This is a genomic window from Rhodococcus sp. IEGM 1366 (assembly GCF_033142425.1).
Lineage (GTDB): Bacteria > Actinomycetota > Actinomycetes > Mycobacteriales > Mycobacteriaceae > Rhodococcus_F > Rhodococcus_F globerula.
In genome coordinates, this window is record NZ_JAWLRZ010000001.1 from 373596 (window position 1) to 387745 (window position 14150).

The following is a 14150-nucleotide window of genomic DNA, read 5'->3' on the forward strand; positions in this document are numbered from 1 at the left end:
ACGCGGCCCGTACCCACAGTCCGCGAAACCACATTGCCCTCCGACCCCACGAAAGAGTTGACGGACAACGTCGTTGAGCATGTGCGTACCGATCGAGTGCGTTCGGCCGGGAAGGTCAGCTACCGAAGATCGAGCCGAGGGATCCGGTGACGGGTGGGTCGACGACCGGTGTCGTAGTGACGGTGAAGGTACCTGTACCTGTTGTCAGGACGTCGCCGCTCACGCTGGTGACGGTGCAGGTGACGGAGGTGGCCCCGACCGGAAACACGGTTCCGGAGGCGGGAGTGCAGGTGCCGAAAGTCAGCCCGGTGGGCATCGCGGGAACCGCCCAAGTTGCGGGGGCGCCGTCATTGGATGTGGCGGGGACGGTGATGTCGGACGGTAGTGCCGATGTACCGGTCAGGTTCGCACCTGTCAGGGTCACCCCGGTGAGGTTCGCGCCGGTGAGGTCTGCGCCGGTCAGATCCGCGTGGTAGAGGTCCGCGCCGGTCAGGTTCGTGCCCGCGAGATCCGTTCCGGTCAGGTTTGCGCCGGTCAGGTTGACGCCGGCGAGGTCCGTTCCGGCGAGGTTTTTTCCGGAGCAGTCGGTGGAGTTGCCGGCGGTGGGGTTGGCGACGTAGTTCCCGCACGCGCCGGCGATGATCTGGGCCGGGGTTTGCGTTGCGGCGGTGATGGTTCCGTTGACCTGCAACGTGGCCGGAGTTCCGACGCCGTTGTCGGCGGTGATGGTGAAGTTGATCGGTCCGGGGGCGGTAGGTGCTCCGGTCAGGACACCGGCGGAGGTCAGGGTGAGGCCGTCGGGAAGGGCCCCGACGGTGACGGTGATCTGCGGGGCGGGTGTTCCGGTGGCGGTGAAGGTATGTGGGAGTTCGGTGCCCACAGTCCCCGACAACGTGACGGGCGCGGAGGCGGCGAACCCGGGAGCTGCGGTATACGGGTTGACGGTGACCGTAACGGTCCCCGAACCGGACGCAAGGGTGTTTCCGGCGGTGCACGTGACGGTTGTAGTTCCGACGGGGAAGGTGGTCGGGGTGCCGATCGAGACCGCAATATCGGTCGGTCGGGTGCATTCGCCGAGCCCCACTCCCCGAACGCCCAGGGGTGAGGGAATTGTGACGGCAGCATCGGCAGGTGACGAGGCGGTCACCTGAACATCCGAGGGTATTGCTCTCGTTCCGGTCAGGTTCGCGCCGTACAGATACGAAAAGCTCAGGTCTGCGTCGGTCAGGTCCGCGTCAGTCAGGTTCGCGAGGACCATCGTGGCGGAGTACAGATACACCTCGGTCAGGTTCGCTCTGGTCAGATCGGCCTCCCACACATTTGCGCCGTACATGTTCGCGCCGGTCAGGTTCGCGTCGGTCAGGGTTCCGTAGCTCATGAAAGTGTTGCTCAAGGATGCGTCGATCAGGATCGCGCGGGTCAGGTTCACACCCGTCATTTGCGCGTCGCTCACGTCCGCGCCGGTCAGATCCGCGTCGGTCAGGTTGGCCTGCTCCAGTGTCGCGTAGCTCAAGTCCGCGGCGGTCAGGATTGCGTTTGTCAGTGTCGCACCGGCCAGGTCCGCACCGATCAGGTTCGCGCCGGCCAGGTTCGCCTTCTGTAGGTTCGCGCCGGCGCAGTCGGACACTATGCCTTCAACAGGATCGGGGTTCGGGACATAGCGGACGCATGCACGGTTGAGGGTTTCAGCGACTGTTTCGGCGGCAGCGAAGCCGGCACCAGCAGTCACGAGCGAGGCCGTTGCGAGAACAACACCACCGAACGCAGCGACAATGCGACCGCAACGAGGACGAGTCCGCCCAGAGCGAGAATTGAGAATCGTCATCTATCGGCCTTCACACTCTGGGTCCCCGCACCGTGCGGCATGGCACCACAGCAGTAACCACCTGGAAAACGTAACGGATATCAGGGCATGAAACACCCAAAAAGAGTGGCCACTTTAGGCCTCGGGTACTAAGTGGCCGGAAACGCCCAACCGAGGGGCGAGTTCAGATAACCAGTCGAAGATCATCCGCCGTTGGACAATGGGCCGAAGCGCAATCAAAGGCATCGTGCAGCCGTCTTCTGAAACCGACATCCCGACCGAATGGAGCAACACGTGAGGACCTCACCGCCGACCGTCTCGCTGACGCTCGACCAGCTTGCCTCACGCGCTGCTTCACTGATTGCCGACAACCGTCGGTACGTCCTCGGCATCACGGGAGCACCTGGAGCCGGAAAATCGACGGCATCCCAGACCATCGCGCGAAAGCTGGGTTCTCGATGCGCCATCGTCGAGATGGACGGCTTCCATCTCGCCAATCGGGAACTCGACAGGCTAGGCAGGCGCGATCGCAAGGGCGCCCCCGACACGTTCGACGCCGACGGGTACGCGGCACTACTACGTCGACTTCGAATGCAGGACAGCACGATCTACGGGCCGATCTTCGATCGCGAGATCGACGAATCCATCGGCAGCGCGGTGCCTGTCGCCCCGGAGACTCCGCTGATTGTCACGGAAGGCAACTACCTTCTCTTCGAGACCGGAGCCTGGCCCGACGTCCGCGCGTCACTCGACGCCGTGTGGTATCTCGACGTTCCGGAAGAAACTCGCACGGAAAGACTGGTGACACGACACAGCCGCTTCGGAAGGAGTTCCGAAGCGGCTGCGGCATGGGTACACACGGTGGATCAACCGAATGCCGTTGCTATCGAGGCAGTTCGGGTGCGGGCGGACCTGATTGTCAGGATCGAGCCGTCAGAGTGCCCGTGATGGGAGTTTGCGGACCTATGATCCTCCTCCAGTGCCGAAAAACGCTGCAAGTCCGGCAGCACCGGCGATACCCGCAAAGATCGCGGCGATTCCGCCGGCAACTGTGACAACGCTGTCGATGATGTTGAGATCGGTCTCGGATGAACCCATGGTGCCCGGATCTGGTCTCGACCACCGAGACGCTGTTGAACCACCTCACAGAACAGGGCGCAACTAATATCCTCGTCCTGGGGCCCGGCCCCGATTCCGAATGGCCCCGTGCGACGACAAACGCCTATGTCGAGTGGAGCCATGTCCGGGGCATGCGGTCTCGGCTGCGCTCCGGCGGCCGCCCGAGCCGCACTCGACCTGGGCCTGTCGATTCCCCGGGACATTCTCATTGCACAGGACAGCGAGGAGCCGGCCCATCACGATTTCGGATCCGCCGATAGCGGCGGTGGATTTTTTCCCGACGAACAGGCAGAAGTCGCGGTCAAGGCGCTGCTCGCCCTGATCAACGGCGACGAACCCAGCCCTCATGGTCACACCCGGAGCGAACTCCGCATCAGAGCCAGCACGGACCGAGCCGTAGGCACCTGAAATTCACTTGTCGTAGATAGACTCCCATTTACGACAATCGCCCCAGCGTGACGAGAGGAATCCGGCCATCGCGCACCGCTCCGCCAACCGGCTGCTTCGGTATGTCGCGGTTGCATTGGTCTGCCTGTCCACTCTAGTTATTTCCGTTTCCAGCGCGGCGGGCACCGACCGATCCGTAGCCCCTGTCCGCATTTCCTATGCCGCCGACACGGACACGTTCGGGGATTTGTATCTACCTCCGGGCGACGGCGATTCACTACCCGTGGTGGTCCTCATTCACGGTGGCGGATGGGCTCAGAAAAGCAACCTCGACTACGCGGGCGCGTGGGCACGATCGTTGACGCCCTACGGAATTGCCGTGTGGAACATCGAGTATCGGCGCGTGGGCGGGCACGGCGGATGGCCGACCACTCTCTCGGACACAGTCACGGCAACAAACGCCTTGGCCGACGCTGTGCAGGAAAAGGCTTCCGGAAGACTGGATCTGGGCCGCGTGCACGTAGTCGGCTACTCAGCCGGCGGCCAACTCGCAGCCTGGGCAGCATCCCGACCTAGCCAAGGTATCGACGCGCCCGAACCTGCTCTCACAGTGTCCATTCGATCAGCCACCGTTATGGCCGGTGTCTTCGACATGGAACTCGCGGCCACAGCCGGCAAGGATCGATTTGTTCGAAATCTTCTGGGCGGCATGCCGTCCGACTACCCGGATCGATACCGTGTTGCCTCGCCGATCGAACATCTTCCCATCGGCATCCCGGTCACTGCACTGCACGGGCAAGCTGACCGGGTGGTCTCGATCGAGCAGAGCCGACGCTATGCCGACGCCGCCCGCGCGGCCGGTGATCGCGTCGACCTGATCGAACTTCCCGGCGTCGGCCACGGCGAATTCACCAACACCGAATCCGCAGCCTGGGCTACCACCAAGCAAGCAATAATCGATCACGTAAATACCCCTTGAGCAGGTGAAACCACCTACTGTGAGCATGATCGCCCGGAAAAGGATTAGCTGAAACCGACACCATGACGTACGGTGGGGTTATCAGAGGGCAGCCGTCAGTCAGGCAGCCGGTCGCTTCGCCCGGAACGACAGTTCCAAAACTCGTTCCAGGGGCAAGACTTCCAGTTCGGTGCAAATCCGCGCCTTTGATCACTACGCACTTTCATCAGTCCCGCAGATTGTTGACCAGGCCGAAGGCTCCGACGGAGCCCGCCGCCAATCGCGTACCGACTGCACCAGTATCAACATGCGCTACATACCGCCCGGGTCCAAAACTCGTGCGGTTCAAAGGAATACCTTGTACAACACCATGATTCATCCCGACAACACGACCGACAGTGTCACGACAAACGGACTCCGCGTCCCGACTACTTCGGGCCGTCTCCGTGCACGTGCACTAGAAATCGTCTGCACGCTCTACCGCTGCACCACCGACGAGGCCGCCGACCTGCTGGTCCGACATTCTCAGACCAATAACCTCAAGGTGACCAGCCTGATCAAGGCGCTTGTCGCCTTGATCGACGAAGACACGTCCGGCACAGGCTACGGCAGCAATAATGCGCTGGCGTCTCACTTCTGGCTTCGCGAGATCAGGAATCTCAGCCAGGCCCATCGACGGAGCGATCACTTTCATCGCCATCTCGTCGGCGCCTGAGAGACAACTGACCTGAAACGACAGCTGGGGCAGTACACGGAAATCGTGTACTGCCCCAGCTTCGTGTTTAACTCCGATACCGCGCTCCTCGTACGCGCGAGTAACCCTCTTTGCCGGATACGGTCTCTTCACCGTCCACCGACCCCAAGAGGCCCACTCGATGTCTGAATCGAACTCCCTGTCTGCATTGAAGCAAGCATCGCACCACGCGGCAAAACAAACCCTGTCCATGACCGTCCTCATGACGCCGGACATGTCCAACTTCTCGGGCAACGTGCACGGCGGAACGATTCTGAAGTTCCTCGACCAGGTTGCATACGCGTGCGCGAGTCGATACGCCCAGACGTACGTCGTGACCCTGTCTGTGGATCGTGTCGTGTTCCGCGAACCGGTGCATGTCGGAGAACTCGTCACCTTCACCGCTTCCGTCAATTACACCGGGCGCACCTCGATGGAAATCGGAATACGGGTCGAAACCGAAGACATTCTTCTCGGAAAATCTCGACATACCAACAGTTGCTACTTCACGATGGTGGCAATGGGCAGCGACGGAAAACCAGCTGAGGTACCCCAACTCCGACCAACCGGAACAATTGCGAGGCAACGATTCGAGGCGGGGCGTAGGCGCCGTGAGCTTCGCAGAGAGAACGAGCTTCGTGAACAGTCCATACGAGCCGCAGTTCGGGACCTAACGCCCGAACATGACGACTGAGCTTCTCGCCAACCGTCACCGACCCCGTAGGTAACGGGTTCGCACTCATCGGCGACGCTGGTGAAGACGACAACACACGGCCCCGATTCACATCGGAACGTAACCGCTACTTTGACTCAATACCGCAGTGCCAGAGCGGGTATGACGAGCCAAATCGACTACATGGGCGGGTACGCGGGCGGCCGAAAGTTCACCGTCTACTCATTTCCGCGGCCACCCACGACAACGGCGAAGCCCAAAAAACATCTCGGGCATCGCCTGCGTCGTAAATCTGTGGCCGGGACGTAATCTGCACGGCGTTTCTTCAGCGGCACCAAGGGGGAACTCTCCGATCACCACCGAGCCGGAGGAGCGAGCATGCGTGCACACACCGCCATTCCGAGCGAATCCACTTGTCATAGGTACGTAATCGCGGTCGCCACCTCCGCCTTTGCCGAATCGGTCATCTGGTTCGACGGGCCGGCGTTCGACGCGGTGCTTGTGCTTGGCAACGAGATTCCGCAGCACAGCGGCCACCGAGCCGTACTCGCCTGGAACCACTACTTCGGGTGGGCGCTCGGTGTGGAAGACACGCCGGATGCGTCGTTCACTGTCGTCGAATGCCTCGGCATCGGGAGAATGCCAGATCCGGAACTGTGCGCCGACCGCGTCGTCGAGTTGATTGCCCAGGCGAGTAGTTAAGGAACTCGTCGCGCGGCGCTCAGTCCAGCGGGCATAAGATCGAGCGCGAGTTTCGCACGCCCGACGAAAGAGAGCCCGACATGGACCCGCTGAGCAGGCCTGCCGGTCAGTTGGCTCTCGAGAACGAACCGGACGCCAGGGCGACCCTGCGCGCGCGTCAAACCCCTCGCAGTGAGCGGCGCAAGATCGGAAAGAGTCTACGTAAACGAGTGGCACGGTCGTCACTCGGCGATTGGACGCCACCACCGAACCGACGTGACCCGGTCGATCAGGTCAACACTGCCCACGAGGGAAGACTCGACTGGTTGGTGCCGATTCGTGTGGGGCGCATGGTCGCTTCACCGTACGGATTCCTCCGCGGCACTGCCGGACTGATGGCCGAGGACATGGCGGCGCTCCCGGCCACCGGCATCACACCGGTCATCTGCGGTGACGCCCACGTCGGAAACTTCGGGTTCTACGGATCCCCGGAACGCGAACTTGTCATAGACCTCAACGATTTCGACGAAGCACATCCCGGCCCCTGGGAATGGGACCTGCGTAGGTTGGCTGCGAGCATCTGGGTGGCCGGTCGACAGAACGGCCTCACCGAATCTCAATGCGAGACAGCGACAACCTCGTGTGTGTCCGCGTATCGCCTCCACCTGGCAAAGCTGTCCGAGCGTCCACTGTTCGATCGTTCCTTCGACCGAGTCGATCTCGACGGGCTGACCGACCACGTCACCGATCCAGGCTTGCTCGCCGAGATCCAACGCGCAGCGGAACGCGCCCGCCGACGTACCAGCGATCACGCGGTTCCCCGATTCACCGTCGAAGATCACGGACGACGACAACTACTCGAGAACCCGCCGCTCACAACACGACTCACCCCACAGGACACCAACTTCCTCTTGGAAGGCCTCGACGAATATCTCGAAACCCTTGCACCGCACTGGCGTCGAGTGGTCTCGGGATACAACGTCATCGACGTGGCGCACCGGGTCGTCGGAGTTGGAAGCGTCGCACTGCGAGCCTACGTCGCACTGTGCGAAGGGAGCATCCCTGACGACGTCATATTTCTGCAGCTCAAACAGGCTCGCCGATCCGTTGTTGCGCCGTTCGTGCACGGCGACTCGGCCTGGCACGATCACCAAGGACGACGTGTCGCGGAATACCAGCAGGCTCTCCAGACGGTCAGCGATCCACTGCTCGGTTGGTGCACCGTCGACGACCGTCAGTACTACGTCCGTCAGTTCCGGAACATGAAAGGTTCGGTGGATCTGAACAATATCGATGCTGCGGCGCTGACCGATTACGTCGCGATCTGCGGCCGACTGCTCGCGAAGGGTCACGCGCGCACCAGTGGCGCGTCATTGATTTCCGGTTATCTGGGAACTTCGGACGTGGTGGACACCGCCCTCACTCGGTTCGCTCGGCTCTACGCAGATCAAACCGAACGCGACCACGACGCCCTGTGCCGAGCAGTATCCGCCGGCACGATCGCCGCGGAGCCGGGAATCTGATCCCTCACGTCCGACTCTGCAGTTTGACGCCGGATCACGCGACTTGATCGAATGAGTCATGACTTCGTCGTACATCGACCTACGCTCGGATACCGTCACCAAGCCTGATGCGGAGATGCGGAAGGCGATGGCTGACGCCGAGGTCGGTGACGACGTCCTCGATCACGACCCGACCATGGCGGCGCTCGAGGAAGAGGTCGCACATACTCTGGGCTTTCCGGCCGCCTTGTGGGTGCCGAGCGGATCTATGGGCAACCTGATTGCGCTGATGCTGCACCTCCGCCGTGGTGATCAGTTCCTGGCGCCGGAGCACTCCCACGTCCTGGGGTCCGAGTTGGGCACCGCTGCCTGGCTCGCCCAGGGCATGCCGGTGGCGCTGCCGCACGACGGAGGGCCCGGACGACCCAGCCCCGAGACGGTTCTGAAGGCCGCAGGCTCCCCCGGTCCGTATTTCACGTTGAACACCACGTTGCTCTGTCTAGAGAACACCCACAATTTCGCGGGTGGCGCCGTCATGAATCCGGCCGAATGGGCGGCGCTGGTCGAGGCAGCCCGTTCGCGCGGTCTGAATGTTCACCTCGACGGCGCCCGACTCTGGAATGCCGCTGCCGCACTGGATATTTCACTGACCCAACTGACCTCCGGCGCCGATACCGTCCAGGTGTGCCTGAGCAAGGGACTCGGTGCGCCGGTCGGCTCGATTCTGGCCGCATCACCCGAATTGATCACCGAAGCCCGAAGGATCCGCAAGATGCTCGGCGGCGGCGTTCGTCAGGGCGGGGTGCTTGCCGCGGCCGGCATCGTGGCCTTGCGCTCGCAGGCCCGACTGTCCGACGATCACGACAATGCGCAGCGCCTCGCGTCAGGCCTTCGTGAACGCGGTTGGGCTGTCGACGAACCCGCCACCAACATCGTTCTCGCCGCCACAGCCGATCCATCGGCCACCGTTGCTCAGCTGGCCGCTGCCGACGTCGGTGCCGTCACCGTCGCCGGGAAGGTTCGGTTCGTGACACATCGAGACGTGAGCACTGCCGACATCGACGAGGTTCTGTCCCGACTAACCGCCTGAGCTACACCATCAGCGGTTGAACCTCCTGCGCGACAAGGCGAATGAACTCACGGACGTCCGGCTCGTCAACGGTCGGTTGGAGTACCACGGTGGTTGCGCCCGCGTCTGCCCACCGTTGCGCAGCCTCCGCGACCTCCGCCGTTGTACCCACGGCAATCGCATCCGCCGGCGACTCGCACCCTGACGCTGCGGCCTCGGCAAGGGCGCGCTCACGACCGCTGGAACCAAATGCACAGATGACGTAAACGACCACCTCGAGATCCTGCGCTCCGATATGAGCGATCGCCCGGCGGACGCCTTCCGGGGTCGTCCCACCCGAGAGCACGGTGCCCTGCGCCAACTCACCACTGAGCGCCAAGGTCTTTGGCCCCGTGGCGCCGACGAGCAACTGTGGCACCTTCTCCGGCGGCCACGCCAGCGTGACGTCCGTGAGATTCACGTATCGACCGGATACCGTCACCGAATCACCGCGTAGTAACCGCTCGAGTGCTCCGAACTGCTCTCGGAGGAGGGTCAACGGCGATTCGACCTTGGCGCCGATCTGCCGCATCCAACTCTGAACACCGTGGCCGAAGCCAACCCGTAGTCGATTCGGATGAATTCTGGCCAGCGCCGAAATCTCCATAGCCGTGATCGCGGTGTTGCGCATGGGCGTGGGCAGCACACCGATGGCCACTCCCATCCGCGTGGTTACAACCAATACAGTTGCAGCAGTAGCTATTCCTCCACCGCAGAAGCAGTCCTCCCACAACCAGATTTCGTCGATACCGACTTCGTCGGCATATTTGGCAAGCTGGATCAGATCCTCCGGCGACTGCTCCGGACGCAGGACCACGGCAATCCGTGCGGCGCTCATGCCGTCACCAGGAACGCAGCGATCTCGTCAGCAGTTCGGCGGCCCTGTTCGCGGCCGAGTTCAGCTGCCGGGCGCCTGGTTGCCGGCGAGAGGGAGTTCGTTCCGATCGCCTCGACGACCGCGTCGTCCGCGAAGATCGGCAGCACGCGCGACTGTGTCATTGCGTCGATTTCCTCTCGCAGACTCCCGCCCAGCAGATTCGGGGCAGGGTCGGCGGCGGGTGAAAGAACAACGACCACACCGCAGTCGGCGGCCAGATGAACGTTCGATCCGCTCGCCATTCCGCCATCCATGTATCGGCGCCCGTCGATCGTGACCGTCGGCCACACACCGGGGACGGCGCAACTCGCCCCGACTGCATCGATCAGATCCACACCGGCTGCTTTGCCGAACACCGTCAACTCACCGGTCTCTGCATTGATTGCCGGGATGCGCAACTCTCGGTCGGGCCACGCCCGATTGCGCAGCCTCGCCTCGATGACCGCACGACGCAAGGATGGCTCTACGGTGTCCGCGCTCATCGCGGCCTCACCGAGAAGCCGGAGTTGTTCGGGCCGATCCGCGGAACCTGCGATCGCGTCGACGAACATCTGACCGAGCACTTCGACATCGACCTTCGGATCGATCTCCCCCGTCGGCTCCGCTGTTTGTGCATCGAAAAGTTCCTGCAGTGTCGCGCCGCCCGCGATCTGAGCGGTCACGGTGGAACCTGCAGAAGTGCCGATCAACACGTCAGCTGCCAGCAGCGCTGCGGCGGCGTCCGCCGAATTGTCCTGAACGCCCAGTAGAAAGCCTGTTTCCCAGGCGATTCCCGCAACGCCGCCACCGGCCAGTACCAATCCCAATTTCACGCCGTCCACCTCTCGTCGATCACGACCCGTGCCCGAACTCGACGTTAGACCTACTCTGAAGTGATGTTCATGCGCAGCGCAAAGACATTTGTTCCCGACGCACTTCGCGGGTTGACCGCATCCACTGACGACATCGCGTGGAATCCCGACCCCGGATACCTCACACGGGCACAACCGCTGCCCAAAGGACAAGTCGCCATCGTCTCCGGCGGCGGATCCGGACACGAACCGATGCACGCCGGGTTCCTCGGCGCAGGCATGCTGACCGCAGTCTGCCCCGGCTTGGTCTTCACTTCACCCAACGCTCTGCAAATTCACGAGGCCTCCAAAGCCGTCGACGCCGGCGGCGGTGTCCTCCACATCGTGAAGAACTACACCGGCGACGTCATGAACTTCGGTATCGCACGAGAGTTGCTGCGGGAAGACAACATCGATACCGATGTGGTCCTCGTCGAGGACGATGTGGCAACCGAACGAGCTGACGGCGACGGACCAGGACGCCGAGGTACGGCAGCCACCGTCGTCGTGGAAAAGGTTTGCGGTGCCGCAGCCGAGCGCGGCGAGTCTTTGGCAGAGGTTGTCCGGATCGGTCGCCTTGTCGCACAATCGGCACGCAGCATGGCCGTCGCGCTTGCGCCGTGCACGCTCCCCGGCGCAACGGAACCTTCGTTCGATCTACCTGCGGGCCAGATGGAACTGGGCATCGGCATCCACGGCGAGCGAGGACGCGAACGGATCGACGCGTTGCCTGCTCCCGAACTGGTGCGCCGACTGACCGATCCGATCATCGACTCACTCGAACTGGCAGAGGGAGATCGTGTTATCGCGCTGGTCAACGGATTAGGTGCAACACATCCCCTGGAACTGCAGTTGCTGTTCGCGGAACTCGGAGAATATCTAGGCGAGAAGGGAATTCACATCGAACGCCCCCTCGTCGGAACATTTGTGACGGCGATGAACATGGCAGGCGCATCCATCACCTTGGTACGCGTCGACGATCAGATCCTCGAACTGTGGGACGCCCCAAGCGCCGCGCCGGCCTGGCCGAATTCGCCGGCACGAAGTTACTCGGCTGTGGGTCCGCGGGAATCGTTCGGCCCTTCGTACACTGCACCGACAACCCCGACTTCCGACGGAAACATCGGGGCATGGGTAGCCGATTGGGCACAGAAGGTACTCGACGAGGAACCCGCCCTCACCGATCTCGATCGACGTGCGGGCGACGGCGATTTCGGTACCAACATGGTGGCCGCACTGGAACAATTGGATTTGACCGAGATGCGCAATACCTATTCCGCATCAACAACATTCGATGCCATCTCGCAAGCCTATCTCGGCCATGCGGGTGGAACGTCCGGAGCACTGTTCGGCATCTGGTTCCGTCATTTCTTCCGAGTAGCCCGAGAGGGCACACTGGATCTCGCGACCATTGCCGCTGCGGCACGCGCAGGTCTGGACAACATCACCGCACTAGGGGGAGCACGCCCCGGAGACAAGACCATGGTGGATGCGATTGCCCCCGCAGTGGACGCTCTCGAGGAAGGAGTTCGACTCGACGGCGTACGCGCGGACGTGTTGCAACGAACGTCGGAAGCCGCCCGCGCCGGAGCCGAGTCGACGGAAGTCATGGTCGCCAGCCGGGGCCGCGCAAGCTATGTCGGCGAGGCGGCTCGAGGCGTCGTCGACCCGGGCGCACTCGTTATCGCATGGTTCTTCGAGTGTGCAGTGGGTCACTAACACGGTGCCCCGGCGATATGACTAGCCTGGCATCACACAACCTCGATTGCGGCCGGTCTGGAAAGCACAGGATCGCATGACACCCAGGAGTAGCCCATGCTGAGCACGATGCAATACGCCCCACTCTCCATTGCTCAAATCCTGCGGCACGGAGCCTCCGTCCACGGCGACGCCGAGGTTGTGACCTGGACCGAAAGTGGTCCGCGCCGTACGTCGTATGCCGAGGTGGGACGTCGCTGCGCTCAGCTGGCACACGCACTGCGCGGACTGGGCGTCGACGGGGATCAGCGAGTGGCCACGTTCATGTGGAACAACTCGGAGCACCTCGAGGCGTACCTCGGCATTCCTGCGATGGGCGCTGTCCTGCACACCCTCAACATCCGATTGTTCCCCGAGCAGCTGATCCACGTTGCCAATCACGCCGAGGATCACGTGATCATCGTGGATCCGTCGCTGATCCCGTTGCTCGCACCCCAACTGCCTTCACTCACAACGGTCAAGCACATCATCGTGACGGGCTCTTCCGCCGCCGGCCTCGAAGCGCCCGCCGGTGTTGAGGTACACACGTACGAAGGTCTGATCGCGGAGCAGCCGACAGAGTTCGACTGGCCCGAGCTGGACGAGCGCAGCGCTGCCGCGATGTGTTACACCTCCGGCACCACAGGCGACCCCAAAGGTGTTGTGTATTCCCATCGTTCGATCTACCTGCACTCGATGCAGGTCTGCATGAGCGACGGACCCAACCTCAAGCAGGGCGACCGCGCGCTTGCGGTCGTTCCGCAGTTCCATGCGATGTCGTGGGGACTTCCCTACGCCGCGTTCATGATCGGCGCTTCGCTGATCATGCCCGATCGCTTCCTTCAGCCGGCTCCGCTGGCCGCGATCATCGCCAGCGAGAAGCCGACGTTCGCCGCCGCGGTCCCCACGATCTGGCAGGGTCTGCACCTCTACCTCGAACAGAATCCTCAGGACATCTCGTCTATGCGTGAGGTTCTGATCGGCGGCTCGGCAGTTCCGCCGGCCCTGATGCACGCGTTCGAAAACGATCACAACGTCAGCGTCCTGCATGCGTGGGGCATGACCGAAACCTCGCCGCTCGGCTCCGTGGCTCGCCCGCCGCTCGGTATCACGGGTGACGAGATGTGGAAGTACCGATACTCGCAGGGCCGCTTCCCCGCATCCGTCGAAGCACGCCTCATCGACGATGACGGCAAAACTGTTGCCCACGACGGCGTTTCCGTTGGCGAGCTCGAAGTGCGCGGCCCCTGGATTACGGCGTCGTATTACGGTGTCGAGGCAGCAGACAAGTTCAACGACGGCTGGCTCAAGACCGGCGACGTCGGATCCATCACTGCCGACGGCTTCCTCAGCCTCTCGGACCGTTCCAAGGACATCATCAAGTCGGGCGGCGAGTGGATTTCGTCGGTCGACCTCGAGAACGCAGTCATGGGTCATCCCGATGTCACGGAAGCAGCTGTAATCGGCATTCCCGACGAGAAGTGGGATGAGCGACCGCTGGTGGCGGTAGTCCTGCGCGCGGATTCGGCAACAACGATGGCCGAACTGCAAGAGTTCCTCTCGGACAAGATCGCAAAGTGGCAGCTTCCCGAGAACTGGGCTGTGGTGCAGGAAGTTCCGAAGACGAGTGTCGGCAAGTTCGACAAGAAGCGTCTGCGGGCCGACTACCACGACGGCGGACTCGACGTCACGCGACTCTGACACAGGGTAAACACCACAAGGCGGGCAACAGGTCTTAAAC

At 62.5% G+C, this 14150-nt stretch carries 14 protein-coding genes; 10 read left to right on the forward strand and 4 right to left on the reverse strand.

Translation table 11 applies throughout. The features are described 5' to 3' along the window. Positions 1-115 precede the first annotated feature (115 nt). Positions 116-1825, reverse strand: a complete 1710-nt coding sequence (locus tag R4P64_RS01860; protein ID WP_317819035.1) for a pentapeptide repeat-containing protein — start codon at positions 1823-1825, stop codon at positions 116-118. 273 nt (positions 1826-2098) lie between these two features. Between R4P64_RS01860 and R4P64_RS01865 the strand changes: the two genes are divergently transcribed. Continuing rightward, a complete protein-coding gene (locus R4P64_RS01865; protein ID WP_233366289.1) occupies positions 2099-2752 on the forward strand; it encodes a nucleoside/nucleotide kinase family protein in 654 nt (217 codons plus the stop codon). Positions 2753-2767: 15 nt separating this feature from the next. Here R4P64_RS01865 and R4P64_RS01870 read toward each other — a convergent pair whose 3' ends face one another. After that, positions 2768-2902 carry a hypothetical protein gene (locus tag R4P64_RS01870; RefSeq protein ID WP_267951914.1) on the reverse strand — a complete coding sequence of 45 codons (135 nt, stop codon included), beginning with the start codon at positions 2900-2902 and terminating at the stop codon, positions 2768-2770. A 141-nt stretch (positions 2903-3043) separates the two neighbouring features. Between R4P64_RS01870 and R4P64_RS01875 the strand changes: the two genes are divergently transcribed. From R4P64_RS01875 to R4P64_RS01905, 7 genes are all read left to right on the forward strand, one after another. Beyond that, the gene (locus tag R4P64_RS01875; protein WP_317819037.1) at positions 3044-3331 is read left to right on the forward strand and encodes a hypothetical protein; all 288 of its coding nucleotides are present in this window, start codon (positions 3044-3046) and stop codon (positions 3329-3331) included. 115 nt (positions 3332-3446) lie between these two features. After that, the gene (locus R4P64_RS01880) at positions 3447-4289 is read left to right on the forward strand and encodes an alpha/beta hydrolase family protein (protein ID WP_317819038.1); all 843 of its coding nucleotides are present in this window, start codon (positions 3447-3449) and stop codon (positions 4287-4289) included. A gap of 169 nt (positions 4290-4458) precedes the next feature. After that, complete coding sequence (locus R4P64_RS01885) at positions 4459-4983, forward strand: hypothetical protein (protein ID WP_317819039.1); 525 nt, start codon at positions 4459-4461, stop codon at positions 4981-4983. A gap of 229 nt (positions 4984-5212) precedes the next feature. After that, complete coding sequence (locus tag R4P64_RS01890) at positions 5213-5695, forward strand: acyl-CoA thioesterase (RefSeq protein WP_372472416.1); 483 nt, start codon at positions 5213-5215, stop codon at positions 5693-5695. 357 nt (positions 5696-6052) lie between these two features. After that, complete coding sequence (locus R4P64_RS01895; RefSeq protein WP_317543230.1) at positions 6053-6376, forward strand: DUF6292 family protein; 324 nt, start codon at positions 6053-6055, stop codon at positions 6374-6376. A gap of 80 nt (positions 6377-6456) precedes the next feature. Then, positions 6457-7878: a DUF2252 domain-containing protein gene (locus tag R4P64_RS01900; protein ID WP_317543232.1), complete on the forward strand. Its 1422-nt coding sequence runs from the start codon at positions 6457-6459 to the stop codon at positions 7876-7878. Between the two features lie 58 nt (positions 7879-7936). After that, on the forward strand, positions 7937-8947 hold the full coding sequence (locus tag R4P64_RS01905; protein ID WP_317819042.1) for a GntG family PLP-dependent aldolase: 1011 nt from the start codon (positions 7937-7939) through the stop codon (positions 8945-8947). A gap of 1 nt (position 8948) precedes the next feature. Here the strand turns inward: R4P64_RS01905 and R4P64_RS01910 are convergent, their stop codons facing one another. Together R4P64_RS01910 and R4P64_RS01915 are read right to left on the reverse strand one after the other, a co-directional pair. Then, positions 8949-9803 (reverse strand): LLM class flavin-dependent oxidoreductase, encoded by an 855-nt coding sequence (locus R4P64_RS01910; RefSeq protein WP_317819044.1) that lies wholly within the window; start codon positions 9801-9803, stop codon positions 8949-8951. Further along, entirely contained in the window at positions 9800-10663 is an 864-nt protein-coding gene (locus R4P64_RS01915; protein WP_317819046.1) for a patatin-like phospholipase family protein, read from the reverse strand. The genes R4P64_RS01910 and R4P64_RS01915 overlap by 4 nt, the downstream gene beginning before the upstream one ends. A gap of 54 nt (positions 10664-10717) precedes the next feature. Between R4P64_RS01915 and R4P64_RS01920 the strand changes: the two genes are divergently transcribed. Both R4P64_RS01920 and R4P64_RS01925 read left to right on the forward strand, forming a co-directional pair. Continuing rightward, entirely contained in the window at positions 10718-12391 is a 1674-nt protein-coding gene (locus R4P64_RS01920; protein ID WP_317819048.1) for a dihydroxyacetone kinase family protein, read from the forward strand. Between the two features lie 96 nt (positions 12392-12487). Continuing rightward, positions 12488-14110 (forward strand): long-chain fatty acid--CoA ligase, encoded by a 1623-nt coding sequence (locus R4P64_RS01925; RefSeq protein ID WP_317819050.1) that lies wholly within the window; start codon positions 12488-12490, stop codon positions 14108-14110. Positions 14111-14150: the final 40 nt, after the last annotated feature.

Excerpts from the sequence above, each read along its gene's own strand:
- R4P64_RS01860 (WP_317819035.1), bottom strand. The coding sequence starts at position 1,825 with ATGACGATTCTCAATTCTCGCTCTGGGCGGACTCGTCCTCGTTGCGGT.
- R4P64_RS01870 (WP_267951914.1), bottom strand. The coding sequence starts at position 2,902 with ATGGGTTCATCCGAGACCGATCTCAACATCATCGACAGCGTTGTCACA.
- R4P64_RS01875 (WP_317819037.1), top strand. The coding sequence starts at position 3,044 with ATGTCCGGGGCATGCGGTCTCGGCTGCGCTCCGGCGGCCGCCCGAGCC.
- R4P64_RS01890 (WP_372472416.1), top strand. The coding sequence starts at position 5,213 with ATGACCGTCCTCATGACGCCGGACATGTCCAACTTCTCGGGCAACGTG.
- R4P64_RS01895 (WP_317543230.1), top strand. The coding sequence starts at position 6,053 with ATGCGTGCACACACCGCCATTCCGAGCGAATCCACTTGTCATAGGTAC.
- R4P64_RS01900 (WP_317543232.1), top strand. The coding sequence starts at position 6,457 with ATGGACCCGCTGAGCAGGCCTGCCGGTCAGTTGGCTCTCGAGAACGAA.
- R4P64_RS01905 (WP_317819042.1), top strand. The coding sequence starts at position 7,937 with ATGACTTCGTCGTACATCGACCTACGCTCGGATACCGTCACCAAGCCT.
- R4P64_RS01910 (WP_317819044.1), bottom strand. The coding sequence starts at position 9,803 with ATGAGCGCCGCACGGATTGCCGTGGTCCTGCGTCCGGAGCAGTCGCCG.
- R4P64_RS01920 (WP_317819048.1), top strand. The coding sequence starts at position 10,718 with ATGTTCATGCGCAGCGCAAAGACATTTGTTCCCGACGCACTTCGCGGG.
- R4P64_RS01925 (WP_317819050.1), top strand. The coding sequence starts at position 12,488 with ATGCTGAGCACGATGCAATACGCCCCACTCTCCATTGCTCAAATCCTG.